We start from the raw sequence: 25,360 nt of genomic DNA, 5'->3' as shown, positions 1-25,360 counted from the left end.
CCATGGAGACCCTCTCGCCGACGCCGCGGACCACGCCGACCCGCGGCGCCCACCGCGCGGTCAGCGACCGCGGCCGCCTCCACGCGCTCCTCTCCGAGGCGCTCATCGCCCATGTCGGCGTCGTGGTCACCCGCGACGGGGTCACCCAGCCGCTCGTGCTCCCGATGGCCTACGCCGTCGACCTCGACGGCCCCGACGACGGCGGCACGCTCTACCTGCACGGCTCCACCGGCGCCGGCTGGCTCGCCGCCGCGCTGACGTCCGACCTCTGCGTCACCATCACCGAGCTCGACGGGCTGGTCGCGTCGCGGTGCGCGTTCGGCCACTCGATGAACTACCGCTCGGCTGTGCTGCTCGGCCGCGCGCGCCGGGTCGACGACCCCGCCGAGAAGCAGCGCTCCCTCGACCTGATCATCGACCACATGGTGCCCGGCCGGGCGCTCACCCTGCGCCCGTCGACCCGCAAGGAGCTCGCGGCCACCTCCGTGCTCGCGCTGGCGCTGCGCGAGGCCTCCCTCAAGGAGCGCGCCGGCGGGCCCGACGACGAGCCCGAGGACGTCGCGACCGGCGTCTGGGGCGGCCACATCCCGCTGCGGCGCGTCGCCGGCGCGCCGGTCAGCGGCGCCGACTCCCACGACCGGGTGCCCATCGACGTCCGGCTGCGCGCGGAGCTGCTGGCGTGAGCCGCGTGACGAGCCCGGCCGCCGCGACCGGCGGCCTCAGCGTCCTCCAGGGCACCGCGCTGACCCTCGCCGCGGTGCTCGGCACGGGCGTCATCTCGCTGCCCGCCCTCGCCATCGGCGCCGCAGGCCCCGCCTCCCTCGTCGCGTGGGTCGCGCTGCTCGTCGTCTCGGTGCCGCTCGCGGCGACGTTCGCCGCGCTCGGTGCGCGGCACCCCGACGGCGGCGGCGTCGCGACGTACGCGCGGCTCGCGTTCGGCGAGCGCGCCGCGACGATGGTCGGCTGGTCGTTCTTCCTCGCCATCCCGATCGGGGCCCCGGTCGCCGCAGGCTTCGCGGCGTCGTACGTCGCCGATGCGCTCGGCGGCGGACGCACTACCGAGGTGGCGGTCACGGCCGGGATCATCGGCATCGTCGCGGTGATGAACTGGATGGGCATCCAGGTCTCCGCCGCGGTGCAGCTCGGCATCACCGGCGTCATCGCGACCTTGCTCCTGGTCGCGGTGGTCGTCTCGCTGCCCGACATCGAGGGCGAGCGGTTCACGCCCTTCCTCACCCATGGCTGGTCGGGCGTCGGGTCCGCCGCGGCCCTGCTGGTGTGGGCGTTCGCGGGCTGGGAGATCGTCAGCTCGCTGTCAGGGGAGTACCGCCACCCGGCGCGTGACATCGGCCGCGCGACCGCGATCACGCTCGTGGTCGTCGCCGTGCTCTACCTCGGCATCGCGGTCGCCACCATCGGCGTGCTCGGCGCCGCGACCGGCGAGGCGCCGCTCGCCGACCTGCTCGCCGGGGCGCTCGGCGGCTGGGCGCGACCGGCGACGGCGGTCGTCGCGGTGCTGATGACCGTCGGCGCGATCAACTCCTACTTCGCCGGCGCCTCCCGGCTCGGCGCCTCCCTGTCGGTGGCCGGCGCGATGCCCGCCTGGCTCGGCGCCGACATCGCCGCCGGGGCCCGTACGCCGCGCCGCGCGCTCGCCTTCGTCGCGGGGCTCGGTCTCGTCGTCACCGTCGGCGGCGCGCTGCTCGGCCACGACACCGACGCCACCCTGCTGGCGACCACGGGCACGTTCGCCCTCGTCTACGTCGTCGGTACGGCGGCCGCGGTGCGCCTGCTGCCCGGCGGCTGGCCGCGCGTCGCGGCCCTGGTGTCGCTGCTGGCGTCGGCGGTGCTCGTCGTCCTCACCGGACCCGCGGTGCTGATCCCGGTCCTGACCGGCCTCGTCGGGCTCTGCTGGCCGCGGCGCCGTCGCGCTCAGCCGGCGTCCGACGCCGTCGACCGGGCCATCGGCGGCGACACCGTGGTCGCGGAGCCCCTGCGGTAGAGCAGAGCGCTGCGGCCGCCGCCGCTCGACGTGCCGTGGGTGTTGGTCGGGACCACGAACCCCTCGGTGCCGAGCACCTTGCGGCGGAAGTTGCCGAGGTCCGGGGGAGCGCCCCACACGGCCGTGTAGACCCGCCGCAGCTCCGCGAGCGTGAACGGCTCGGCCACGAACGCGGCGGCCAAGGTCGTGTACTCCAGCTTCGCCCGCACCCGCTCGCGGGCGTCGAGCAGGATCTCCCGGTGGTCGAACGCGAGCGCGAGCGCCTCGCCCTCCTCGGGCTCGAGCACGTCGTCGACCGCCCACCACCGGGCGTCGGCCGCGTCGTCACCGGCGGAGGGGTCGGGCAGGTCGGGGGCGAGCGCGACGTGCGCGACCGACACGGTGCGCCCGCGGGGGTCGCGGTCGGGAGCGGTGTAGGTGCGCAGCTGCTCGAGGTGCCACGCGGCGCGCTCGAGCCCGGTCTCTTCCTGGAGCTCGCGCCAGGCCGCGGTCTCGGCGTCCTCGTCGGGGTCGATGAACCCGCCCGGCAGCGCCCACGAGCCGGCGTACGGGTCCTTCGCCCGCTCGACCAGCAGCACCGAGAGCGCGCCGTCGCGGATCGTGAAGACCGCGATGTCGGCGGTCACCGAGAACGGCGGGTACTCGCTGACGTAGCTCACACCGTCACCCCCGCGGCCCGCATCTCCGCGACCGCCGCGGTCGACGTCTCCGGTGCGACGCCGGCGTGCAGCCCGTCGAGCAGCCGTACGGCGAAGCCCTCCTTGCGCGCGTCGAGCGCGGTCGCCCGCACGCAGTAGTCGGTGGCGATACCGGTCACGTCGACCTCGGTGACGCCGGCCGCACGGAGCACGTCGGCGAGCGCGGCGCCGTCGTCGGTGACGCCCTCGAACGCCGAGTAGGCCGGCACGCCCATGCCCTTGCGCACGTGGTGGGTCACCGCGTCGGTGACCAGCTCCGGCGCGTAGTCGGAGCCGCCCTCCGACGACACGCAGTGCACCGGCCACGTGGTCACGAAGTCGGGGTCCTCGCCCGGCGCCGCGAAGTGCCCGCCGTTGGTCTCGTGGCCGTCGGGCCCGGGTGCGTGGTGCCAGTCGCGCGAGGCGGCGATCACGGCATAGTCGCCGGCGTGCGCCGCGACGTGCTGGCTGATGCGGGTCGCCACGTCGCGGCCACCGGCGACGCCGAGCGATCCGCCCTCCACGAAGTCGTTCTGGACGTCGACGATGACGAGTGCGCGCTTGTCGTGGCTCATGCTTCCTCCAGGTGGGTGACGGTGAGGTACGGCGCGCCGGCGGCGACCGAGCGGGCGTCGGACGGGAGCGTGGCGAGCGTGGCCGCCGTGAACTCGCGGATCTCGTCGAGGGTGGGGGCGTGGACAGTCTCGCCCCCGCGCATCACGGGGATCTGGACCGGCCGCGGGTCGGCGCCCGGAGGTTTCGAGGCTCCTCGCTGCGCTCGTCGCACCTCAACCACCGGAGCGGCTGTGAAGTGCTCCGACACGAGTAGGCCGGCCTCGTCGTACCGCCGCCAGGCGAGCTTCCGCCCGCCCACCGAGATCTTGTCCTTCGACTTCTTCGACACCGGCCGGCCGGCGATCTCGACCAGCTTGTAGACCATGCTCGCGGTCGGGTGGCCCGACCCGGTGGCGACCCGGGTGCCGACGCCGTAGCCGTCGATGGGAGCGTCGGCGAGCGCCGCGATCACGAACTCGTCGAGGTCGCTGGTGACCACGATCTTCGTCGAGGTGGCGCCGAGCTCGTCGAGCAGCGCCCGCGCCTTGCCGGCCTCCTCGGCGAGGTCGCCCGAGTCGATCCTAATCGCACCGAGCTCGCGGCCGGCGACCCGCACCGCGGTGCGGATGCCCTCCGCGATGTCGTAGGTGTCGACGAGCAGCGTGGTGCCGACGCCGAGCGCCGCGACCTGGCTGCGGAACGCGTCCTCCTCGGTGGCGTGCGCCAGCGTGAACGCGTGCGCCGCGGTGCCGACGGTCGGGATGCCGTGGTCGCGGCCGGCGGCCAGGTTGCTGGTCGAGCCGAAGCCGGCGAGGTACGCCGCCCGCGCCGTCGCGATCGCGGCCTGCTCGTGGGTGCGCCGGGTGCCCATCTCGATCAGCGGCCGGCCGCCGGCGGCGTCGACCATCCGCAGCGCGGCGCTGGCGATCGCGGCGTCGTGGTTGAGCACGCTGAGCACCAGGGTCTCGAGCGCCACGCACTCGCCGAGGGTGCCGCTCACCGTCAGCACCGGGCTGCCGGGGAAGTAGAGGTCGCCCTCGCGGTAGGCGTCGATGTCACCCCGGAACCGGAAGTCGCGCAGGTAGGCGGCGGTCTCCTCGCCGACCACGCCCTGCTCCTGGAGCCAGGCCACCTCGTCCGCGTCGAACGTGAACCGCTCGATCATCGGCAGCAGCCGGCCCAGCCCGCCGAGCACGCCGTACCTCCGACCCTCGGGGAGCCGCCGGGCGAACGCCTCGAAGACCGCCGGCTCGTCGACGCTGCCGTCGCGGACCCAGGAGTCGAGCATGGTGAGCTCGTAGCGGTCCGTCAGCAGCCCGGTGCGGTCCATGTGCGGCTCCTCGATTGTAGTCACTTTGACTATACATGCCGCTGGTGGTTGAGGTGCGAGGCCGCCCGCGGCCTTGCCTTGTCCTGAGGCGCGAGGTCGCGAGCCTCGAAGGGCTCGAAACCTCCGGCGGCCCTACGCTGACGTCCGTGGACGAACGCGAGCGAGCCGAGGAGCTCGCCGCCGCCTACGAGGCGCGCCTCGCGGCCGATCGCGACGGCCGGCGCGCGAAGGGGGCGTTCTACACCCCGCCGGAGCTCGTGTCGTGGGTTCTCGACCGGGCCGTCCCGCCGGGCGCGCGCCGCGTCCTCGACCCGGCCTGCGGCACCGGGCACTTCCTGGTCGCGGCGGCTCGGATCGTCGGCGTGGCCGGGGTCTTCGGCTCCGATCTCGACGCGGAGGCGGTGGCGATCGCGCGTCAGCGACTCGCCGCGGAGGACCCGTCGGTGCCGGTCGCGCAGATCGAGCGCCAGGTGCGGGTGGCCGACGGCCTCACCGCGTGGACGGGCGAGACGTTCGACGCGGTCGTCGGCAACCCGCCCTTCCTCGGCCAGCTCAAGCGCGGTACGGCGGCCGCGGGCGCGCGTGCGCACGGGCTCGGCGCCTACACCGACACCAGCGCCGTCTTCCTCCACCGCTCGCTCGACCTCGTGGCCGACGGCGGCACCGTCGCCCTTGTCCAGCCGCTGTCCGTGCTCGCCGCGCGCGACGCCGCGAAGGTGCGCACCGCGGTCGCAGGGCGCGGGCGGGTCGGCGAGTTGTGGGTGTCCGAGGGCGCGGAGTTCGCCGGCGCCGCGGTGCGCACTTGCGTGCCGGTGGTGCGGGTGGGGGAGCCCGGCGGGCAGACCGAGTGGGGCCGGCTCGCGGCGCCCCACTTCGGGATCCCCGAGGTCGAGATGCCCCGCGGCACCGGGGTCCTCGGCGACCTGGCCGCGTGCACGGCCGACTTCCGCGACCAGTACTACGGCCTCGTCCCGCACGTGCGCGACGGCGGTGACGGCGCGCCGCTCGTCACGACCGGGCTGCTCGAACCGGGGGCCTGCGAGTGGGGCATGCGCCCGACCCGCTTCGCGCGCAGGTCGTACGCCGCCCCGGTGGTCGACGTGGCCGGGCTCCGCGCCGCGGACGCCCGCCTGGGCGCGTGGGCCGACGCGCGGCTGGTGCCGAAGGTGGTGGTGGCCGGCCAGGGGCGGGTGATCGAGGCCGCCGCCGACGAGCACGGCGCGTGGCTGCCGTCGGTGCCCGTCGTCTCCGTCGTGCCGCACGACCCCGCGGACGTGTGGCGGGTGCTCGCCGTGCTGCTCGCGCCGCCGGTCGTCGCCGACGCGGCCGCGCGCTACCTCGGCGCCGGTCTGGTGCCGGGCTCGGTCAAGGTGAGCGCGCGGCAGATCGCGGCGCTGCCGCTGCCCGCGGACGAGACGGCGTGGCGCGAGGGTGCCGCGCTCGCCCGCGCGGCGCTGCTCGAGGAGCTCGCCGGCGTGATGTCCGCGGCCTACGGCTGCGCCGATCCCGCGGTCGCCCGGTGGTGGCTCGACCGTGCGCGCCGTACCTAGGATCTTCGGGTGAGCAGCGCCGCCCCGGAGTCGATGATCCGCGCCCGCGCGCTCCGGAAGCGCTTCGGCGAGTTCGAGGCGGTCCGCGGCATCGACCTCGACGTGCGGCGCGGGGAGGCGTTCGGCTTCCTCGGCCCCAACGGCGCCGGCAAGTCGTCGACGATGCGGATGATCGCCGCGGTGTCGCCGGTCAGCGGCGGGGAGCTGCGGATCCTCGGCCTGGACCCGGCGTCCGACGGCCCGGAGATCCGCGGCCGGCTGGGCGTCTGCCCGCAGGAGGACACGCTCGACAACGAGCTCAACGTCTTCGACAACCTCTACATCTACGGCCGCTACTTCGGGCTGCCGAAGGCCGAGGTGCGCGAGCGGGCTGCCGAGCTGCTGGAGTTCGTGCAGCTCACCGACAAGCGACGCAGTCGGGTCGAGGAGCTCTCCGGCGGCATGAAGCGGAGGCTGACCATCGCGCGCTCGCTGATCAACCGGCCCGAGCTCCTGCTGCTCGACGAGCCGACCACCGGCCTCGACCCGCAGGCGCGGCACCTGCTCTGGGACCAGCTGTTCCGGCTCAAGCAGTCGGGCGTGACGCTCGTGATCACGACGCACTACATGGACGAGGCCGAGCAGCTCTGCGACCGCCTGGTCGTCATGGACAACGGAGTGATCGTCGCCGAGGGCGCCCCGCAGGAGCTGATCCGCGCGCACTCGACGCGGGAGGTCGCCGAGCTGCGCTTCGGGGTGGGCGACAACGAGGCGCACGCCGACAAGGTCTCCGACCTCGGCGAGCGGGTCGAGGTGCTGCCCGACCGGCTGCTGGTCTACGCCGAGGACGGCGAGGAGGTCGTCGCGAGGACCCACGAGCGCGGCCTCGAGCCCGTGGCGACGCTGGTGCGGCGGTCGACGCTGGAGGACGTCTTCCTCCACCTCACCGGTCGGACGCTGGTGGACTGATGGCCGACCTCACGTTCGCGGACGGGGTGGGCCGGCAGGTCGACTACTGGCTCACCGTCTGGAAGCGCACCTGGCGCTCGTCGGTCGTCACCTCGTTCATCTCCCCGCTGTTCTACGTGGTGGCGATGGGCGTGCTGCTCGGCGGGTTCGTCGACGCCGACCCGGCCGAGCTCGAGGGCGCCACGTCCTACCTCGCGTTCGTCGTGCCCGGACTGATCGCGGCCCACGCCATGCAGACCGCGGTCGGCGAGACGACCTGGCCGGTGATGGGCATGATCAAGTGGCACAAGGTCTACGACTCGATGCTCGCGACCCCGCTGGAGGTGCAGCACGTCGTCGGGGCGCACCTCGGTGCGGTCATCGTGCGGCTGGCGGCGACGTGCGGCGTGTTCACCGTCGTGCTCGTCCCGTTCGGGGTCTACGAGAGCTGGTGGGGTCCGGTGCTCGCGTTCGGCTCGCAGGTCCTGTGCGGCACCGCGTTCGCGATGGTGGTCTACGGGTTCTCCACGCGGAGCAAGTCCGAGGAGGTCTTCAACGTCGTCTTCCGGCTCGGCGTGCTCCCGATGTTCCTGTTCTCGGGCGCGTTCTTCCCGATCGCCAACCTCGGCGACGCCGGCGCCGCGGTGGCCCGGCTGACGCCGCTGTGGCACGGCGTGAACCTCTCCCGGATGTTCGCGCTCGACCACGTCACCTGGTGGGTGGCCGGCGTCAACGTCGCCGTGCTGCTCGCGCTGTGCGCGGTCGGCTGGGCGTGGTCCGTGTCCGGCCTGCGGAAGCGGCTCGTCTCGTGACGGCCCCGACCGAAGCCACCGCCCCGGCCACCGTCCGGCCGCTCTCGGCGGGCGCCGCGGCGTACCTCCTCGTGCTGCGCAACCTGATGGTCTTCCGGACGCAGTGGAAGCTCTTCGTCACCGGCTTCCTCGAGCCGGTGCTCTACCTGTTCTCGATCGGCGTCGGCGTCGGCGTGCTCGTCGACGGGTTCGAGGTCGCTGGGCAGGAGGTGTCCTACGCCGCGTTCGTCGCGCCCGGCATGCTCGCCGCGTCGGCGTTCAACGGCGCGCTGATGGACTCCACCTACCGGGTCTTCTTCAAGCTCAAGTACGACAAGCTCTACGACCAGGTGCTCGCGACTCCGATGTCGACCGCCGACGTCGCGCGCGGCGAGATCGCGTGGGGACAGCTGCGGGGCGGCACCTACTCCGCGGCGTTCCTCGTCGTCATGCTCGCGATGGGACTGCTCGAGTCGTGGTGGGCGCTGCTCGCCCTGCCGGCCGCCCTGCTCATCGGCTTCGCGATGAGCGCGGTGTGCATGGCGGCGACGACGTACATGAAGTCGTGGCAGGACTTCGACAAGATCACGCTGGTCCAGCTGCCGCTCTTCCTGTTCTCCGCGACGTTCTTCCCGGTCGACACCTATCCCGCGTCGATCCGCTGGCTGGTGGAGGCGACCCCGCTCTACCGCGGCGTCGTGCTGTGCCGCGAGCTCACCCTCGGCGCACCGACATGGGCGTCCCTCGTCTCGGTGGCCTACCTGCTCGTGCTGGGCGCGATCGGCCTCGTCGTCGTACGGCGCCGCCTGGACACCCTGCTGCTGACCTGAGGCACTCTCAGGTGATCTCGGGCAGGTCCTGCTCGACCCCGAGCAGCGCCCGGAACGGGTCGCCCCGCTCGGCGATCCGGTCGAGCACGGTGCGGATCGTCCAGCGGTCCGGCCGGAGGTCGGGGTCGTCGAGCTCGTGCCAGGCGATCGGCACCGAGACCGGCGCGCCGGCGGCCGGGCGGGTGGCGTACGGCGCGACCAGCGTCTTGTTGATCGCGTTCTGCGTGTAGTCGAGCCGCGCCAGCCCGCCCCGCGCCTTCTTCTCCCACTTCCAGCTGACGAGGTCGGGGAGCACCTTGCCGACGGTCTTGGAGAGCTTCTCGGTCCAGGCGCGGGTCTCGTCGAACGTGTAGCCCGGACGGATCGGCACCCAGACCTGGATGCCGCGCTTGCCGGTGACCTTCGCGCGCCCGGTGACGCCGAGGTGCTCCAGGGCGGTCCGGTGCAGTCGGGCGAGCTCGAGCAGCTCGTCCCAGGAGGTCCGCTCACCGGGGTCGAGGTCGATCAGGGCGTACGTCGGCTCGTGCATCGCCGTGGTGCGGGACGTCCAGGGGTGCCACTCGAGGGCGCCGAAGTTCGCCGCCCACACGAGGGCGGCCGGCTCGTCGACGACCAGGTAGGTCGTGGTCTCGCCCGGGTCGGCCTCCGGGTTGTCCCAACGGGGGAGCCACGCGGGGGCGTGCTTCGGCAGCTCCTTGTGCCAGAACCCCTTGGCGTCGGCGCCGTCGGGGTAGCGGTGCAGGTTGACCGCGCGGCCCTCGAGGTAGGGGAGCGACAGCGGGGCGACGCGGGCGACGTACGCCAGCAGCTCGCGCTTGGTCACCGGCGGCTCGTCGGGACCGCCGGGGAAGAGCACCTTGTCGAGGTTGGTCACCTTCAGCCGCCGGCCGAACACCTCCCAGGTGCCCTCCTTCCCGAGCTCCTCCAGCGCGGTGATCGCCTCGTCGGGCAGCGGGTCGGGGACCAGCACGACCTCGGCCTCGTCGGCCGGCGCGTCGGACTTCCAGAGCCGGTCGGGATCCTCGCTGACCTCGTCGTTGGTGCGGCCGGTGAGGACGGACCGCGGGTGCTCCTCCGGGTCCCAGCCCGGCACGGCGTGCTCGTCCTTCTTGTGCAGGAGCAGCCACTGCTCCTTGTCGCCGCTGCCGGCGCCGTCCGCGTCGTCGCGGCGGACGAGCACCAGCCGGCCGTGCAGCTTCTCGCCGTGCATCTCCGCGTGCAGCTCGCCCTCGGCGACCGCCTTCGCGGGGTCGTCGGTCTTGACGGGCTCCCAGGTGCCGGTGTCCCAGACGATCACGTCGCCGCCGTCGTACTCGCCCCGCGGGATCACGCCCTCGAAGTCGATGTACTCGATCGGGTGGTCCTCGACGTGCACGGCCATCCGGCGTGCCTTCGGGTCCAAGGTCGGCCCCTTCGGCACCGCCCAGCTCACGAGGACGCCGTCGATCTCGAACCGCACGTCGTAGTGGAGCCGGGTGGCCCGGTGCCGCTGCACGACGAACCGACGCCGGTCGCCGCCGGACGCAGGTGCCACTGCGCCCGACGGCTCCGGTGTGCGCCGGAAGTCACGCATCCGGCGGTAGGTCGCGAGGTCGCCCATGTGTCGTAGGTGCCCTCGCGCGGCCGGGGTATCCGCCGCTCAGGCCTCGGCAGCCGCCGGAGCGCTGATCATCCCGAACGCCTCGCCCTGGGCTCCCGTCACGACGGACATCCGCCCGAACGGCGTGTCGAACGGCTCGGCCAGGACGCTGCCGCCCAGCTCCTGCACCTTGGCGACCGAGGCGTCGCAGTCCTCGACGGAGAACCAGGCGAGCCAGATCGACGGTGCGCCCTCGGGGAGCATGTCGGCCGGGCCCATGCCGCCGACGGGCTCGTCGCCGCCGGGCACCTTGAAGCCGAAGTAGGGGCCCTGTTCGCCGGACATGTCGTCGTAGGTGTAGCCGAACGCCGACGCGTAGAACTCCTTCGCGGCGTCCAGGTCGCGCGAGTGCACCTCGTTCCAGTTGTAGGAGCCGGGCTCGTTGTAGATCTGGGCGCCGATGTGGTCGCCCGCCTGCCAGACGCCGAACGACGCCCCGTCGGGCGCGGTCGCGAAGAACATCTTTCCGAACGTCATCACGTCGAACGGATCCATCTGCAACGTGCCGCCGGCCGCCTTGACCGCCTCGGCGGAGGCCTCGATGTCGTCGCTGGCGAGGTAGGTCGCCCAGTTGCTGGGGATGTCCTGCCCCATCTTGCTGCCGATGCCGGCCGCGGCGCGGCCGTTCTTCATCGCCATCCGGTAGCCGCCGGTCTGCTCGGCGGTCTCGGGGTCGGGGTCCGCGACGTCCCAGCCGAACAGCTGGGAGTAGAACTCTGCGGCGGCCTGCGGGTCGTCGGCGGCCAGGTCGACCCAGTTCGGGGTGCCGGCGGGCCAGGCGTCGTCTCGAGTGGGCATTGCGGTGCTCCTTGCTTGTCGGTCCGTGGGGATGGCCATCGTTGCGCCGACCACCGACATCGCGCCCGCCGCGCGGTGAACATCGTGGGTCAGGACGGCTGCGGGCCGCCGAGCCGGGCGCTCACGAGGTCGGCGGTACGGCGTACCGCCCGCACCGTCGGGGCGAGGTCGACGTCCGCCTCGCCGGGGAACGTGACCGCGATCGCCGCGACCGGGTGCCCGTTGTGGTCCCGTACGGCGGCCGCGACCGACTCGAAGCCGGGGGTGACCTCGCCGCTCTCGCTCGCGTGGCCGCGCTGGCGGGTCTCCGACAGCAGCGACCGCAGGGCGGTGAGCGAGCGCGGACCGGTGCCGTGCCGGTCGACGAACGCGGCGCGGTCGGGGTAGAGCGCGCGCACCTGCGCCGCCGGCAGCGCGGCGAGGATCGCACGCCCGCTCGCCGTCAGGTGCGCGGGCAGCCGGACGCCCACGTCGGTGACCAGGGGCGGGCGACCGGGCGCCCGTTCCTCCAGCACGTAGAGCACCTCCCGCCCGTGCTGCACGGCGAGGTGCGCGGACTGGCCGACCTCGTCGACGAGGCTCGCCAACGGGCGGCGCGCGATGCGCTGGAGCGGCTCCTGCCGCACATAGCCGGACCCGACCTCGAACGCCGCGACGCCCACGCCGTACCTCCGCTCCTCGGGGAGGTGCACCACGAAGCCCTCGTCGACCATGGCCGCGAGGAGGTGGTAGGTCGTCGAGCGCGGCAGCCCGAGGGTCCGGGCGATCCGGTCCACCGGCACCGGCTCCGGCTGACGAGCCAGGAACCGCAGCACCTGGAGCGCGCGGGTCGCGGCGGGGACGTTGCTCATGCGGTGATCGTAGAGTCTCGGATACGAGACAGCATCCTGGTGCCGGGGATGGTGCCGGTCCCGCGTCGGGAGTGGAATGGGGGCATGACCCAAGAGGTGATCGTCGGGACCGGCCCCCTGTCGTTCGACGAGGTGGTGGCGGTGGCCCGGCACGGCGCGGGCGTGCGCCTGTCCGACGAGGCGCTGGCGGCGATCGACAAGGCGCGGAAGGTCGTGGACGAGCTTGCCGAGTCGCCGACGCCGGCCTACGGCGTGTCCACCGGGTTCGGCGCGCTCGCGACCAAGCACATCCCGGCCGACCAGCGCGCCCAGCTGCAGAAGTCGCTGGTCCGCTCGCACGCGGCCGGCTCCGGTCCGGAGGTCGAGCGCGAGGTGGTGCGAGCGCTGATGCTGCTGCGTCTCTCGACGCTGGCGACGGGCCACACCGGCATCCGCCGCGAGACCGCGGAGCTGATGGCCGCGCTGCTCAGCCACGGCATCACGCCGGTCGTGCACGAGTACGGCTCGCTCGGCTGCTCCGGCGACCTCGCGCCGCTGGCGCACTGCGCGCTGACGCTGATGGGGGAGGGCGACGTCGACGACGCGGACGGCGTACGGCGGTCCGCCGCCTCCGCGCTGGCGGCCGCCGGCCTGGCGCCGGTCGAGCTCGGTCCGAAGGAGGGCCTGGCCCTCATCAACGGCACCGACGGGATGCTCGGCATGCTGGTGCTGGCGATCGCGGATCTGCGGATGCTGATGCGCACCGCCGACCTCGCTGCGGCGATGTCGGTCGAGGGCCAGCTCGCCACCGACCGCGTGTTCGCCGCCGACCTGACGGCGCTGCGGCCGCACCCGGGCCAGGCCGCCTCCGCCGCCAACCTGACCGCGCTGCTCGACGGCTCCAGCGTGGTCGCCTCGCACCGCGGCCCCGACTGCAACCGGGTGCAGGACGCCTACTCGCTGCGCTGCTCGCCGCAGGTCCACGGCGCCGCGCGCGACACGGTCGACCACGCCGCGCTGGTCGCGCAGCGCGAGCTGGCGTCGGCGATCGACAACCCGGTCGTGCTCCCCGACGAGGCGCGGCTGGAGAGCAACGGCAACTTCCACGGCGCGCCTGTCGGCTACGTGCTCGACTTCCTGGCGATCGCGGCCGCCGACGTGGCGAGCGTGAGCGAGCGGCGCACCGACCGCTTCCTCGACAAGACGCGCAGCCACGGGCTGCCGCCGTTCCTGGCCGACGATCCGGGCGTCGACAGCGGCCACATGATCGCGCAGTACACCCAGGCCGGGATCGTCTCGGAGATGAAGCGGCTCGCCGTGCCCGCGAGCGTCGACTCGATCCCCTCCAGCGCGATGCAGGAGGACCACGTCTCGATGGGCTGGGCCGCCGCCCGCAAGCTGCGCCGCTCGGTCGACGGGCTGGCGCGGGTGCTGGCCGTCGAGATCCTCACCGGTGCGCGGGCTCTCGACCTGCGCCGGCCGCTGACGCCCGCGCCCGCGACGGGCGCCGTCGTCGACGTACTCCGCTTCGCCGGCGTCGAGGGCCCCGGCCCCGACCGCCACCTCGCCCCCGAGATCGAGAACACCCTGTCCCTCATCCGTGACGGCTCCCTGCTGGCTGCCGTCGAAGAGACGATCGGAGCCCTGCAGTGACCACCGAGATCCGAGCCCCGCGGGGCACCGAGCTGTCCGCCCGCTCCTGGCAGACCGAGGCGCCGCTGCGGATGCTGATGAACAACCTCGACCCCGAGGTCGCCGAGCGGCCCGAGGACCTGGTCGTCTACGGCGGCACCGGCAAGGCGGCCCGCAACCGCGATGCGTACGACGCGATCGTGCGCGCGCTGCGCGACCTGCACGACGACGAGACCCTCCTCGTGCAGTCCGGCAAGCCGGTCGGCGTGATGCGCACCAACCCGTGGGCGCCGCGGGTCCTCATCGCCAACTCCAACCTGGTGGGCGACTGGGCCAACTGGGAGGAGTTCCGCCGGCTCGAGGACCTCGGGCTCACGATGTACGGCCAGATGACGGCCGGCTCGTGGATCTACATCGGCACCCAGGGCATCCTCCAGGGCACGTTCGAGACGTTCGCGGCCGTGGCCGACAAGCGCTTCGGTGGCACCCTCGCCGGCACGCTCACCGTCACCGCCGGGCTCGGCGGCATGGGCGGCGCGCAGCCGCTCGCGGTCACCATGAACGACGGCGTCGCGCTCTGCATCGAGTGCGACGACTCCCGCATCAAGCGGCGCATCGAGCACCGCTACCTCGACGTGCAGGCCACCGACCTCGACGACGCCGTACGGCGCGCGACCGCCGCCCGCGCTGCGCGGGAGCCGCTGTCGATCGGCCTCCTCGGCAACGCCGCAGAGCTGCTGCCGCGGCTGCTCGAGATGGACGTCCCGGTCGACATCGTCACCGACCAGACCTCCGCCCACGACCCGTTGGCCTACCTCCCGGTGGGTGTCCCCTTCGAGGAGTGGGAGGCCCGCCGTACCGCCGATCCCGTCGGGTTCACCAAGGAGGCGCAGGCCTCGATGGCCGCGCACGTGCGGGCGATGGTGGGCTTCCTCGACAAGGGAGCCGAGGTCTTCGACTACGGCAACTCCATCCGCGACGAGGCGCGCAAGGGCGGCTTCGACCGCGCCTTCGACTTCCCGGGCTTCGTGCCGGCGTACATCCGGCCGCTGTTCTGCGAGGGCAAGGGCCCGTTCCGCTGGGCCGCTCTGTCGGGCGACCCGGCCGACATCGCGGCCACCGACCGCGCCGTGCTCGAGCTTTTCCCCGACAACGAGCGGCTGCGGAAGTGGATCACGATGGCGCAGGAGCGCGTGCACTTCCAGGGCCTCCCGGCGCGGATCTGCTGGCTGGGCTACGGCGAGCGTCATCTCGCCGGCCTGAAGTTCAACGAGATGGTCGCGTCCGGTGAGCTGAAGGCGCCGGTCGTCATCGGGCGCGACCACCTCGACTGCGGGTCGGTCGCCTCGCCGTACCGCGAGACCGAGGCGATGCTCGACGGCTCCGACGCCATCGCCGACTGGCCGCTGCTCAACGCGCTCGTCAACACCGCGTCGGGCGCGACCTGGGTGTCGATCCATCACGGCGGCGGCGTCGGCATGGGCCGCTCCATCCATGCGGGCCAGGTGATCGTCGCCGACGGCTCCGACCTCGCCGCGGAGAAGATCGAGCGGGTGCTCACCAACGACCCGGGCATGGGCGTGGTCCGCCACGTCGACGCCGGCTACGAGCGCGCCGCCGAGGTCGCCGCCGAGCGGGGTGTCAAGATCCCCCGATGATGCGTCGAATCCCCCTCCATGGTCCGCTGAATCCGCCCTCATGGTTCGTCGAGTCCGCCGCCATGGTTGGTCGAGTCGGCCTCGGTGGCGCTCGCCAGCGGGAGGCCGACACGGAGTGTGACGATGCCTGACGACTTCGAACGGATGTGGCGCGACCTCGCGCCCATCGGACGGTCGGCCGCGTCGGGTGGCTACTTTCGTCCCGGGTGGGGCGCCGCGGAGCTCGAGCTGCGCGGATGGTTCCGCGACCAGGCCGCCGCTCGCGGTCTTGGAGTCGAGGAGGACTCGTTCGGGAACTTCGTCGCCTGGTGGCGACCACCAGGGTCAACTGGGCGAACCATGAGGTCGGATTCGGCGAACCATGAGGGCGGACTCGACTCGGTTCTCACGGGCAGCCACCTCGACTCCGTCCCCGACGGAGGCGCGTTCGACGGGCCGCTGGGTGTTGTCTCCGCGCTCGCGGCGGTCGACATGCTGCGCGGGCGCGGGGTCGAGCCGGCCCGCCCGCTCGGGGTCGCGGTGTTTGCCGAGGAGGAGGGGTCGCGGTTCGGGCGCGCCTGCCTCGGCTCCCGGCTCGCGACCGGTGCCACCACCTGGGAAGACGCCCGCGAGCTGCGGGACGCCGACGGCATCCGGCTCGGCGACCTCGTGGAAGGTGGCGAGTCGGCTGGTGATCACGGGCCGACTCGGCACGCTGAGGGCGTGAAGACGGGACGACTCGGCGGATGGCTGGCACAGGTGGGGTGCTACGTGGAGCTCCACGTCGAGCAGGGCCGCGGCCTCGTCGACCTCGACGCGCCGGTCGGCGTCGCAAGTGGGATCTGGCCGCACGGGCGCTGGCGGTACGACGTGCGCGGGCGGGCGGACCACGCCGGCACCACGCGGATGGAGGATCGCGCCGACCCGATGCTGACCTACGCGATGACGGCTCTCGCGGCCAACAAGCAGGCTCGCCTGGCCGGGCAGCGCGCGACGTTCGGCCGCGTCGAGGTGGCGCCGAACGGGACCAACGCGGTCCCGTCGCGCGTGACCGCGTGGCTCGACGCGCGGGCCGAGAGCGAGGCGGCGCTCGACGAGATGGTCGCCGTGATCGGCCGGATCGCGGCCGAGCGGGCGGACCGCGACGGCACGTCGGTGACGATCACGGCCGAGTCCGTCTCCGGCGACGTGCGCTTCGACGACGACCTCACCACCCAGGTCGGCGGCGGCGTACCCAAGCTTCCGACGCAGGCCGGGCACGACGCCGGCATCCTCCAGGCCGCGGGCATCCCGAGCGCGATGCTGTTCGTGCGCAACCCGACCGGCGTCTCGCACTCGCCGGTCGAGCACGCCGAGACGGCCGACTGCCTCGTCGGGGTCGACGCCCTGGCGGACGCGTTGCAGAGGCTCCTCACATGACCGCCCAGCTGCTCGAGCACGCCTGGCTCGGCGACACCGACGGCGAGGTCCGCGACGTCGTCCGGGTGGACGCCGAGGACGGCGTCATCACCTCCGTGGAGGTCGACACCGAGCGTCCGGCCGCGCCCCGGCGCGGGCTGACGCTCCCCGCCCTCGCGAACGGCCACTCGCATGCCTTCCACCGCGCGCTGCGCGCCCGCGCCCAGCGTCGCGGCAGCTTCTGGAGCTGGCGCGAGGAGATGTACCGGATCGCGGCGGAGCTCACCCCCGACACCTACTTCGAGCTGGCCCGCGAGGTCTACGCGGAGATGCGGGACGCCGGCATCGGAGCGGTCGGCGAGTTCCACTACCTGCACCATCAGCCCGACGGCACGCCGTACGACGACCCGAACGAGATGGGTCGCGCGCTCCTGGCGGCGGCCGACGACGCCGGGATCCGGATCCGGCTGCTCGACACCTGCTACCTCGCCGCCGGCATCGGGCGCGCGCCCGAGGGCGTGCAGCGGAGGTTCAGCGACGGGTCGGCCGACCGGTGGGCGGAGCGGGTGGACGCCTTCGACGACCCGCGGGTCGGCGCGGCGATCCACTCCGTCCGCGCGGTGCCGCGCGAGCAGCTGAAGGCGGTCGCCGCCTGGGCCGCCGGCAGGCCGCTCCACGTGCACCTGTCCGAGCAGCCCGCGGAGAACGAGGAGTGCCTGGCCGCCCACGGCCTCACGCCGACCGCGCTGCTTGCCGAGGAGGGCGTCCTGGGCCCGAACCTGACGGCGGTGCACGCCACCCACCTCACCGACGACGACGTGCGGCTGCTGGGCGAGGCGCGCGCGTTCGTGTGCATGTGCCCGACCACCGAGCGCGACCTCGCCGACGGGCTCGGCCGGGCGCGCGCGCTGGCGGATGCCGGTGCGCGCCTGACCCTCGGCTCCGACAGCCACGCCGTGATCGACCTGTTCGAGGAGATGCGCGCCGTGGAGATGCACGACCGGCTGCGCACTGGCGAGCGTGGCCACTGGTCCGCGTCCGAGCTGCTGGCGGCAGCGACGTACGACGGCCACGCCTCGCTCGGGTTCGACGACGCCGGCCGGCTCGCGCCCGGGCAGCGCGCCGACCTGGTCACCGTCGACCTGACGACGCCGCGCACGCGCGGGTGCGGCGCGACCCCGGAGACGCTGGTGTACGCCGCCACCGCCGCGGACGTGGTGCCGCGATGAGCACCGTCGTCACGAACATCGGCGAGCTGGTCACCAACGACCCCGCCGCCGACGACCTCCTCGGGATCGTCACCGACGCAGCGCTGGTGATGGACGAGGGCGCCGTCGCGTGGGTGGGCCGCGCCGCCGACGCACCGGCGGCCGACGAGGTCGTCGACGCGGGCGGACGGGCGGTGCTCCCCGGCTTCGTCGACAGCCACAGCCACCTCGTCTTCGCCGGCGACCGTGCACCCGAGTTCGCGGCCCGGATGGCGGGGGAGTCGTACGCCGCAGGTGGCATCCGCACCACCGTGGCCGCCACCCGCGCGGCCTCCGACGACGAGCTCATCGCCAACACTGCGCGCCTGGTGCACGAGATGCGACGCCAGGGCACCACCACCGTCGAGATCAAGTCCGGCTACGGCCTGTCGGTGACCGACGAGGCCCGGTCGCTCGCGATCGCCCGGCAGTTCACGGAGGAGACGACGTTCCTCGGCGCCCACGTGGTGCCGCCCGAGCACGCCGGTGACCCGGCGGCGTACGTCGACCTCGTGACCGGCCCCATGCTCGAGGCCGCGGCGCCGTACGCCCGCTGGATCGACGCGTTCTGCGAGACGGGCGCGTTCGACGCCGACCAGGCGCGGACGGTGCTGGCTGCCGGCGCCGATGCCGGTCTCCGCGGACGGCTGCACGCCAACCAGCTCGGCCCCGGTCCGGGCGTCCGGCTAGCCGCGGAGCTCGGGCTGGTCGCCGTCGACCACTGCACGTACCTCACCGACGACGACGTCCATGCGCTGCGCGACGCCGGCACGGTGGCCACGCTGCTGCCGGGCGTGGAGTTCTCGACGCGTCAGCCCTATCCCGACGCGCGCCGGCTGGTCGACGCCGGCGTGACGGTGGCGCTGGCGAGCGACTGCAACCCGGGCTCGTCGTACACCTCGTCGATGCCGTTCTGCATCGCCGTCGCGGTGCGCGACATGGGGATGACGCCGGCCGAGGCGGTGCACGCCGCCACCGCCGGGGGAGCGCGGGCCCTGGACCGCGACGACGTCGGGCACCTGACGGTCGGCAGCCGCGCCGACCTGGTGCTGCTCGACGCGCCGAGCCACGTGCACCTGGCCTACCGGCCCGGAGTCCCGCTGGTGCGGGAGACCTGGATTGGCGGTCGATCGACGACCGGTGGCCGGTAATCCCTCGTCGGCCGTCGGCGCCGCTTGGGAGGATGGAGCCATGAGCGAGCCCTCGATGATCGAGCCCGACACCAAGGACTGGACCTGGGTGCTCGAGCGCCCCTGCCCCGACTGCGGGTTCGACGCCACCACGGTCGACCCCGCCGGCATCGGCGACGTCATCCGCGACAACGCCGAGCGCTGGCAGCAGGTGCTCGCCACCCCGGACGCGGCGAGGCGCCCCGAGCCGACCGTGTGGTCCCCGGCGGAGTACGCCGCCCACGTCCGCGACGTGCACCGCACGTTCGGTGCCCGCGCCGCGCTGATGCTCGGCCGCGACGACCCGGAGTTCGCCAACTGGGACCAGGACGAGACCGCCGTCGCCGAGCGCTACGACCTGCAGCAGCCCGACCAGGTCGCGCCCGAGCTGCTCGAGGAGGCCGACCGCGTCGCGGCGACCTACGACGACGTCGAGGGCGAGGCGTGGCAGCGCCGGGGGCGGCGCAGCAACGGCAGCGAGTTCACCGTCGACACCTTGGGTCGCTACCATCTGCACGACGTCGTCCACCACCTCTGGGACGTCCGGTGGGTGCATGACGCCGACCGTGGGGGAGCATGACCACGTGAGGCACACGGAGTTCTGGGCACGGCTCGACCACACCCTCGGGCGCGACTACTCGCGTGTCTGGGCCGACCAGTTCGTGATGGCCGAGCTCGGCGGGCGTACGGCGCGGCAGGCGCTCGACGCCGGGGTCGAGCCCAAGGAGGTCTGGCGCGCCGTGTGGAGCGCCCTGGAGCTGCCGGCGCGCGAGCGATGACGCTCTCCGCTGGTCGAGGAGATCGCCCCGCGACGGTCACGCGACCGCCCGAGGACCTCGCACGGCTCCAGCGCCGCACCGTCCGCGTCCTGGTGCTGACCCAGGCGGTCGGCGCCGTCGGCATCACCATCGGCATCGCGACCGCCTCGCTGCTCGCGCGCGACCTCTCCGGCTCCGAGGCGCTCTCGGGCCTCGCGCAGACCGCGCAGGTGCTCGGCGCCGCCGTGATCTCGTTCCTGCTCGCCTCGCTGATGGGCCGACGCGGCCGCCGGATCGGGCTCACCACCGGCTACCTCGTGGCCGCAGGGGGCGGCGCGATCGCCGTGCTTTCCGGAGTCGTCGGGTCGATGGTGCTGCTGATCCTGGGCGCCGTCATGCTCGGTGCGGCGACCTCGGCCAACAACGCGGCCCGCTACGCGGCGACCGACCTCGCCACCGACGACAACCGTGCCCGTTCACTGTCCGTCGTGGTGTGGGCGACGACCATCGGCGCGGTGCTGGGGCCCAACCTCACCGGCCCCGCGGGCGCGTTCGCCGAGGCGGTCGACATCCCGGAGCTCACTGGCCCGTTCGCGTTCGGCGCCATCGGCCTCCTGCTCGCCGCGCTCGTCTCCGGGCTGCTGCTCCGCCCCGACCCGCTGCTGGTCGCCCGGGCCGCGGAGCGCGCGCAGGCAAACGCCGAGGCCGCGGAGCCGTCCGGGAGCTCGTGGTCCCGGGCGGTGGCGGCGACGCGTGAGCGCCCCGTGATCGCCTACGCCGTCGCCGGGCTCGCGCTCGCCCACGCGACGATGATCGCGGTGATGGTGATGACCCCGCTGCACATGGAGCACGGGGGAGCCGGGCTCGAGGTGATCGGCCTGGTCATCAGCGTCCACGTGCTCGGCATGTTCGCGTTCTCCCCGCTGGTCGGCGTGCTCGCCGACCGCGTCGGCCGGCCACCGGTCCTCGGTGTTGGCGCGCTCGTGCTCGTCTGTGCCCTCGTGCTCTGCGCCTCGTCGCCCGACGGGATGTCCTGGCAGGTGACGGCGGGCCTGTTCCTGCTCGGCGTCGGCTGGTCGCTGGCGATGGTGTCCTCGTCGACGATGGTCGCCGAGCACGCGCCGCTCGCGTCGCGCACCGACGTGCAGGGCGCTGCCGACCTGGTGATGGGCCTGACGGCCGCGGCCGCCGGCCTGGTCGCGGGCGTGGTGGTCGACGTCTCGGGCTACCCCACGCTGGCCCTGGTCACGCTGGTGCTCGCGCTCGGCGTGCTCGGCTCCGCCGTACGAGCGCACGCTCTTGCCGAGCCGTCCGCAGCGGTCAGCGGGTGACGGCGGCGACGGCGCTCACCTCGACCAGCGCGCCCGGCACGCCGAGCGCCGAGACGATCGCGGCGGTGACGAGCGGCGGCGTCTCGGTCCGGGGGAGCGCGGCGGCTGCCGCGCCGTAGGCCGCGGCGATGTCGGTGCCCTGCGCCAGCAGCACCGTGACCGACACCAGGTCGTCGAGCGTGGCGCCTGCCGCCTCGAGCGCGACGCGGAGGTTGGTCATCACCTGCGCGGTCTGGGCAGCTGGGTCGTCACCGCCGACCAGCGACCCGTCTGCGGTCACGGCGTTCTGGCCGCCGACCAGGATGGTGGTCGCGCCCGGAGGCACGACGGCCACGTGGCTGAACGCCGGGCTCTGCACGAGGCCTGCGGGCTTCAGCAGCTGGATGTCGCTCGTCTGGCTCATGCCAGCAACGTAGGAGCCGCCGCCGACAACGCGACACGCCGGACCCGCCTCCCCGTTGTGTCGAACACTTGTTCTAGGTTGTGTCGTACGGCGGAGGTGCGAGCCACCTGCCGCCCACAGGTATGACGCGCGGACCACTCGTCCACACCCACGACCCGGCTGACCAGGCTGTGTCGGGACCCCGTCCTAGCGTCGCCGATGTACCTGGCCCGATCACGACAGACGAAGGACTGAGGCACATGGCCGCCGGAGACGACCGCACCAAGGCGCTCGACGCAGCGCTGCTCAACATCGAGAAGGCTTACGGCAAGGGGTCGGTGATGCGCCTCGGTGACGAGAGCCGCGCCCCGCTCGAGATCATCCCCACCGGGTCGATCGCACTCGACGTGGCGCTGGGCCTCGGTGGCCTGCCGCGTGGTCGGGTCGTGGAGATCTACGGGCCGGAGTCCTCCGGAAAGACGACCGTCGCCCTCCACGCGGTCGCCAACGCGCAGGCCGCCGGCGGCATCGTGGCGTTCATCGACGCCGAGCACGCGCTCGACCCTGAGTACGCGAAGGCCCTCGGCGTCGACACCGACGCCCTGCTGGTCTCGCAGCCCGACTCCGGTGAGCAGGCCCTCGAGATCGCCGACATGCTGATCCGCTCGGGCGCGCTCGACCTGATCGTCATCGACTCCGTCGCCGCGCTCGTGCCCCGCGCCGAGATCGAGGGCGAGATGGGCGACAGCCACGTCGGCCTCCAGGCGCGGCTGATGAGCCAGGCGCTGCGCAAGATGACCGGTGCCCTCAACAACTCCGGCACCACCGCGATCTTCATCAACCAGCTGCGCGAGAAGATCGGCGTCATGTTCGGGTCCCCGGAGACCACCACGGGTGGCCGGGCACTGAAGTTCTACTCCTCGGTGCGTCTCGACGTGCGCCGGATCGAGACCCTCAAGGACGGCACCGACATGGTCGGCAACCGCACCCGGGTCAAGGTCGTCAAGAACAAGGTGGCCCCGCCGTTCAAGCAGGCCGAGTTCGACATCATGTACGGCAAGGGCATCAGCCGCGAGGGCGGGCTGATCGACGTGGGCGTCGAGGCGGGCCTCGTCCGCAAGGCCGGCGCCTGGTACACCTACGAGGGCGACCAGCTCGGGCAGGGCAAGGAGAACTCGCGGAAGTTCCTCAAGGACAACCCCGACCTCGCCAACGAGCTCGAGAAGAAGATCCTCGAGAAGCTCGGCGTCGGCCCGCAGGTGGACGCCGAGAACGACCTCTCCGACGAGCCCATCGGTGTCGACAGCTTCTGACCCCGAGTTCGACCCCGAGGCCGACCACGAGTCGGTCGCGCGGAAGATCCTGCTCGACCAGCTGACGGGCCAGGCCCGCAGCCGGCACGAGCTGGCCGAGCGGCTGACCCGCCGCAACGTCCCCGACGACGTGGCGGGTCCGCTGCTCGACCGGTTCGAGGAGGTCGGGCTGATCGACGACGAGGCCTTCGCCCGGTCCTGGGTCGACAGCCGCCAGCGCACGCGCGGCCTGGCCCGGCGCGCCCTCGCGCAGGAGCTGCGGCGCAAGGGCGTCGCCGACGAGACCGCGCGCGAGGTGCTCGACGAGGTCGACCCGGCGTCCGAGGAGGAGGCCGCCCGGGCGCTGGTCCGCAAGAAGCTGCGCTCGATGCGCGGCGTCGACGAGACGACCGCGGCGCGCCGCCTGGCCGGGATGTTGGCCCGCAAGGGCTACCCGGCGGGGATGGCGTTCGCGGTGGTGCGGTCCGAGCTCGACCTCGACGCGCACGGTTCCGCCGACGAATCGCTCTGACGGAGGTAGGAGCGGGCTGGCCCGCTCTGCAAGGATCGCGCCATGAGCGATCTCGTGCCCGCGCTCCGCGCGCAGTCCGGTCCGGTCGACCTGTCGGCGATCGCGACCGACGCCACGCCGGGCTTCTCCGGCAAGAAGCACGAGGGCATCGACGCCCTCGAGGCGCTCGGGCCCGATCTCGCCGACCTCCAGGAGCGGCTCTTCGCGCACGGTCGCTCCGGCGGCCACCGCAGCCTGCTCCTGGTGCTCCAAGGCATGGACACCTCGGGCAAGGGCGGCACGCTGCGCTCGACCGTCGGCCTGATCGACCCGCAGGGCGTGCGGATCACCTCGTTCAAAGCGCCCACGCCCGAGGAGCTCGAGCACGACTTCCTCTGGCGCATCCGCAAGGCGCTCCCGGGCCCGGGCTACGTCGGCGTCTTCGACCGTTCGCACTACGAGGACGTGCTGATCGCGCGCGTCCGCGGGCTCGCGAAGCCGGAGGAGATCGAGCGCCGCTACGACGCGATCAACTCCTTCGAGGAGGAGTTGGTCGAGCACGGCACCGTCGTGCTGAAGTGCATGCTGCACATCTCGGCCGAGGAGCAGAAGGAACGGCTACTCGCCCGGCTCGACGACCCGACCAAGCACTGGAAGTACAACCCCGGCGACATCGACGAGCGTGAGCACTGGCCGGCCTACCAGGAGGCCTACGAGCTCGCCATCGAGCGCACCCACACCGACGCGGCGCCGTGGTACGTCATCCCCGCCGACCGGAAGTGGTACCGCAACCTCGCGATCGGTCACCTGCTCCTCGACGCGCTGTCCTCGTTCCAGCTCGGGTGGCCGGCCGCCGACTTCGACGTCGAGCACGAGAAGCGGCGCCTCGCCGAGGAGGACCCGCTGTCGTGACGCTTCCCTCCGTCACGGTCACCCGCTACGTCACCCCGCTGCGCGAGGGCGGCAGCCTCCCGGGGATCGTCGAGGCCGACGACCTCGGCACGTACGTCTGCAAGTTCCGCGGTGCCGGCCAGGGCCCGCGGGTTCTCGTCGCGGAGGTCATCGCCGCCGGGATCGCCCGGCGGCTCGGGCTGCGCACGCCGGACCTCGTGGTGCTCGACCTCGACCCCGACCTCGCCCGCTACGAGGCCGACGAGGAGGTCCAGGACCTGCTCACCGCCAGCGCGGGCGCCAACCTGGGCATCGACTTCCTGCCGGGATCCTTCGGCTTCGACGGCGCCAGCGACGTCGACCCGACCGAGGCGGCGACGGTGATCTGGCTCGACGCCTTCATCGCCAACGTCGACCGGTCGTGGCGCAACCCCAACCTGCTGCGCTGGCAGGACGACCTCTGGGTCATCGACCACGGCGCGTCGCTCTACTTCCACCACTCCTGGCCGGGCGGGGTGGGTGACCCGGAGCGGTTCGCCCGCCAGCCCTGGGACGCCTCCGACCACGTCCTCGGCTCCGCGCTCGGCAAGGTCGCCGACGTCGACGCGGACCTCCGCGCCCGGTTGACGGACGACGTCCTCACCGAGGTCGTCGCCGAGGTCCCCGACGTGTGGCTCGAGCCCGTTCCCGGGGCGGACTCGCCCGAGGAGCTGCGGGCGGCGTACGTCTCGTTCTTCGCTGCCCGGGTGCGCTCGCGGGCCTGGCTGCCGGAGGTCGCGTCGTGACGAGGGAGACGACGAGGACCCCCACGCAGGCCTATCAGTACGTCGTCCTGCGGTGCGTGCCGCGGGTCGATCGGGAGGAGTTCGTCAACGTCGGGGTGGTGCTCTACTGCCAGGCGCTCGACTACCTCGCCGCGCTCTGGCACTGCGACGCCGACCGGCTGCGCGCCCTCGACCCGACGCTCGACATCGACCGTGTCTGCGACGCCCTCACCTTCATCGACGGGGTGTGCGCGGGTGACGAGCGCGGCGGAGCGGTGGCCGGCCACACCCAGAGCCAGCGCTTCGGGTTCCTCAAGGCGCCCCGCAGCACGGTCGTGCAGCCCGGACCGGTCCACGGCGGGGTGACCGCCGACCCGGCCCGGGCGCTCGAACGGCTGCTGGAGCGACTCGTCGGTTAG

The 25,360-nt window shown here is 73.3% G+C and carries 26 protein-coding genes; 19 read left to right on the top strand and 7 right to left on the bottom strand.

Translation table 11 applies throughout. The features are described from left to right. Positions 1-2 precede the first annotated feature (2 nt). Positions 3-683 carry a pyridoxamine 5'-phosphate oxidase family protein gene (locus tag HNR19_RS11960; protein ID WP_179668125.1) on the top strand — a complete coding sequence of 227 codons (681 nt, stop codon included), beginning with the start codon at positions 3-5 and terminating at the stop codon, positions 681-683. After that, positions 680-2,002 (top strand): amino acid permease, encoded by a 1,323-nt coding sequence (locus tag HNR19_RS11955; RefSeq protein ID WP_343047165.1) that lies wholly within the window; start codon positions 680-682, stop codon positions 2,000-2,002. Before HNR19_RS11960 ends, HNR19_RS11955 begins: the two co-directional genes overlap by 4 nt. On the opposite strand, the gene HNR19_RS11950 is transcribed toward HNR19_RS11955, so the two are convergent. Genes HNR19_RS11950 through HNR19_RS11940 form a run of 3 tightly spaced genes read right to left on the bottom strand, consistent with a single transcriptional unit; the run spans position 1,933 to position 4,564 of the window. Beyond that, entirely contained in the window at positions 1,933-2,661 is a 729-nt protein-coding gene (locus tag HNR19_RS11950; RefSeq protein WP_179668124.1) for an NUDIX domain-containing protein, read from the bottom strand. The two genes, HNR19_RS11955 and HNR19_RS11950, sit on opposite strands and share 70 nt — an antisense overlap. Continuing rightward, entirely contained in the window at positions 2,658-3,254 is a 597-nt protein-coding gene (locus HNR19_RS11945; protein ID WP_179668123.1) for an isochorismatase family protein, read from the bottom strand. The genes HNR19_RS11950 and HNR19_RS11945 overlap by 4 nt, the downstream gene beginning before the upstream one ends. Beyond that, positions 3,251-4,564, bottom strand: coding sequence for a nicotinate phosphoribosyltransferase (locus tag HNR19_RS11940; RefSeq protein ID WP_179668122.1), 1,314 nt, complete (start codon positions 4,562-4,564; stop codon positions 3,251-3,253). Before HNR19_RS11940 ends, HNR19_RS11945 begins: the two co-directional genes overlap by 4 nt. A gap of 146 nt (positions 4,565-4,710) precedes the next feature. Here HNR19_RS11940 and HNR19_RS11935 point away from each other — a divergent pair, with 146 nt between their 5' ends. Genes HNR19_RS11935 through HNR19_RS11920 form a run of 4 tightly spaced genes read left to right on the top strand, consistent with a single transcriptional unit; the run spans position 4,711 to position 8,662 of the window. After that, positions 4,711-6,114 (top strand): N-6 DNA methylase, encoded by a 1,404-nt coding sequence (locus tag HNR19_RS11935; protein ID WP_179668121.1) that lies wholly within the window; start codon positions 4,711-4,713, stop codon positions 6,112-6,114. A 9-nt stretch (positions 6,115-6,123) separates the two neighbouring features. Then, positions 6,124-7,062 (top strand): ABC transporter ATP-binding protein, encoded by a 939-nt coding sequence (locus HNR19_RS11930; RefSeq protein WP_425490671.1) that lies wholly within the window; start codon positions 6,124-6,126, stop codon positions 7,060-7,062. Further along, positions 7,062-7,853, top strand: a complete 792-nt coding sequence (locus HNR19_RS11925) for an ABC transporter permease (protein WP_179668120.1) — start codon at positions 7,062-7,064, stop codon at positions 7,851-7,853. The genes HNR19_RS11930 and HNR19_RS11925 overlap by 1 nt, the downstream gene beginning before the upstream one ends. Continuing rightward, complete coding sequence (locus HNR19_RS11920; protein ID WP_179668119.1) at positions 7,850-8,662, top strand: ABC transporter permease; 813 nt, start codon at positions 7,850-7,852, stop codon at positions 8,660-8,662. The genes HNR19_RS11925 and HNR19_RS11920 overlap by 4 nt, the downstream gene beginning before the upstream one ends. A gap of 7 nt (positions 8,663-8,669) precedes the next feature. Here HNR19_RS11920 and HNR19_RS11915 read toward each other — a convergent pair whose 3' ends face one another. The 3 genes from HNR19_RS11915 to HNR19_RS11905 form a co-directional block, all read right to left on the bottom strand. After that, positions 8,670-10,262, bottom strand: coding sequence for a non-homologous end-joining DNA ligase LigD (locus HNR19_RS11915; protein WP_179668118.1), 1,593 nt, complete (start codon positions 10,260-10,262; stop codon positions 8,670-8,672). A 39-nt stretch (positions 10,263-10,301) separates the two neighbouring features. Next, entirely contained in the window at positions 10,302-11,099 is a 798-nt protein-coding gene (locus HNR19_RS11910) for a VOC family protein (RefSeq protein WP_179668117.1), read from the bottom strand. An 89-nt stretch (positions 11,100-11,188) separates the two neighbouring features. Beyond that, positions 11,189-11,950 carry an IclR family transcriptional regulator gene (locus HNR19_RS11905; protein ID WP_179668116.1) on the bottom strand — a complete coding sequence of 254 codons (762 nt, stop codon included), beginning with the start codon at positions 11,948-11,950 and terminating at the stop codon, positions 11,189-11,191. Positions 11,951-12,034: 84 nt separating this feature from the next. Here HNR19_RS11905 and hutH point away from each other — a divergent pair, with 84 nt between their 5' ends. The 8 genes from hutH to HNR19_RS11865 all read left to right on the top strand — a co-directional run bounded on the left by hutH (position 12,035) and on the right by HNR19_RS11865 (position 21,101). Continuing rightward, positions 12,035-13,582, top strand: coding sequence for a histidine ammonia-lyase (gene hutH / locus HNR19_RS11900; RefSeq protein WP_179668115.1), 1,548 nt, complete (start codon positions 12,035-12,037; stop codon positions 13,580-13,582). Further along, the gene (gene hutU, locus HNR19_RS11895; protein ID WP_179668114.1) at positions 13,579-15,219 is read left to right on the top strand and encodes a urocanate hydratase; all 1,641 of its coding nucleotides are present in this window, start codon (positions 13,579-13,581) and stop codon (positions 15,217-15,219) included. The genes hutH and hutU overlap by 4 nt, the downstream gene beginning before the upstream one ends. Before the next feature lie 123 nt (positions 15,220-15,342). Then, positions 15,343-16,617, top strand: coding sequence for an allantoate amidohydrolase (locus HNR19_RS11890; protein ID WP_179668113.1), 1,275 nt, complete (start codon positions 15,343-15,345; stop codon positions 16,615-16,617). Further along, the gene (locus tag HNR19_RS11885) at positions 16,614-17,825 is read left to right on the top strand and encodes a formimidoylglutamate deiminase (protein WP_179668112.1); all 1,212 of its coding nucleotides are present in this window, start codon (positions 16,614-16,616) and stop codon (positions 17,823-17,825) included. Before HNR19_RS11890 ends, HNR19_RS11885 begins: the two co-directional genes overlap by 4 nt. Continuing rightward, positions 17,822-18,994: an imidazolonepropionase gene (gene hutI, locus HNR19_RS11880; protein WP_179668111.1), complete on the top strand. Its 1,173-nt coding sequence runs from the start codon at positions 17,822-17,824 to the stop codon at positions 18,992-18,994. The genes HNR19_RS11885 and hutI overlap by 4 nt, the downstream gene beginning before the upstream one ends. Positions 18,995-19,034: 40 nt before the next feature. Further along, positions 19,035-19,592: a DinB family protein gene (locus HNR19_RS11875; protein ID WP_179668110.1), complete on the top strand. Its 558-nt coding sequence runs from the start codon at positions 19,035-19,037 to the stop codon at positions 19,590-19,592. Positions 19,593-19,596: 4 nt separating this feature from the next. Beyond that, positions 19,597-19,791 carry a DUF3046 domain-containing protein gene (locus tag HNR19_RS11870; protein WP_179668109.1) on the top strand — a complete coding sequence of 65 codons (195 nt, stop codon included), beginning with the start codon at positions 19,597-19,599 and terminating at the stop codon, positions 19,789-19,791. Then, positions 19,788-21,101, top strand: a complete 1,314-nt coding sequence (locus tag HNR19_RS11865; RefSeq protein ID WP_179668108.1) for an MFS transporter — start codon at positions 19,788-19,790, stop codon at positions 21,099-21,101. The genes HNR19_RS11870 and HNR19_RS11865 overlap by 4 nt, the downstream gene beginning before the upstream one ends. Here the strand turns inward: HNR19_RS11865 and HNR19_RS11860 are convergent. Next, positions 21,091-21,504, bottom strand: a complete 414-nt coding sequence (locus HNR19_RS11860) for a RidA family protein (protein WP_179668107.1) — start codon at positions 21,502-21,504, stop codon at positions 21,091-21,093. The genes HNR19_RS11865 and HNR19_RS11860 overlap by 11 nt on opposite strands. Before the next feature lie 239 nt (positions 21,505-21,743). On the opposite strand from HNR19_RS11860, the gene recA reads away from it, so the two are divergent. Genes recA through HNR19_RS11835 form a run of 5 tightly spaced genes read left to right on the top strand, consistent with a single transcriptional unit; the run spans position 21,744 to position 25,360 of the window. Beyond that, entirely contained in the window at positions 21,744-22,796 is a 1,053-nt protein-coding gene (recA, locus tag HNR19_RS11855; RefSeq protein WP_179668106.1) for a recombinase RecA, read from the top strand. Beyond that, a complete protein-coding gene (locus HNR19_RS11850) occupies positions 22,780-23,307 on the top strand; it encodes a RecX family transcriptional regulator (protein WP_179668105.1) in 528 nt (175 codons plus the stop codon). The genes recA and HNR19_RS11850 overlap by 17 nt, the downstream gene beginning before the upstream one ends. A 42-nt stretch (positions 23,308-23,349) precedes the next feature. Next, a complete protein-coding gene (locus HNR19_RS11845; RefSeq protein WP_179668104.1) occupies positions 23,350-24,198 on the top strand; it encodes a polyphosphate kinase 2 family protein in 849 nt (282 codons plus the stop codon). Continuing rightward, the gene (locus HNR19_RS11840; protein ID WP_179668103.1) at positions 24,195-24,962 is read left to right on the top strand and encodes a HipA family kinase; all 768 of its coding nucleotides are present in this window, start codon (positions 24,195-24,197) and stop codon (positions 24,960-24,962) included. Before HNR19_RS11845 ends, HNR19_RS11840 begins: the two co-directional genes overlap by 4 nt. Then, the gene (locus HNR19_RS11835; protein ID WP_179668102.1) at positions 24,959-25,360 is read left to right on the top strand and encodes a DUF3037 domain-containing protein; all 402 of its coding nucleotides are present in this window, start codon (positions 24,959-24,961) and stop codon (positions 25,358-25,360) included. Before HNR19_RS11840 ends, HNR19_RS11835 begins: the two co-directional genes overlap by 4 nt.

Source organism: Nocardioides thalensis, from assembly GCF_013410655.1.
In the GTDB taxonomy this organism is placed as follows: Bacteria; Actinomycetota; Actinomycetes; order Propionibacteriales; family Nocardioidaceae; genus Nocardioides; species Nocardioides thalensis.
Note: the sequence above shows the minus strand (reverse complement) of the source record. Positions and strands in the feature narration are given on the sequence as shown.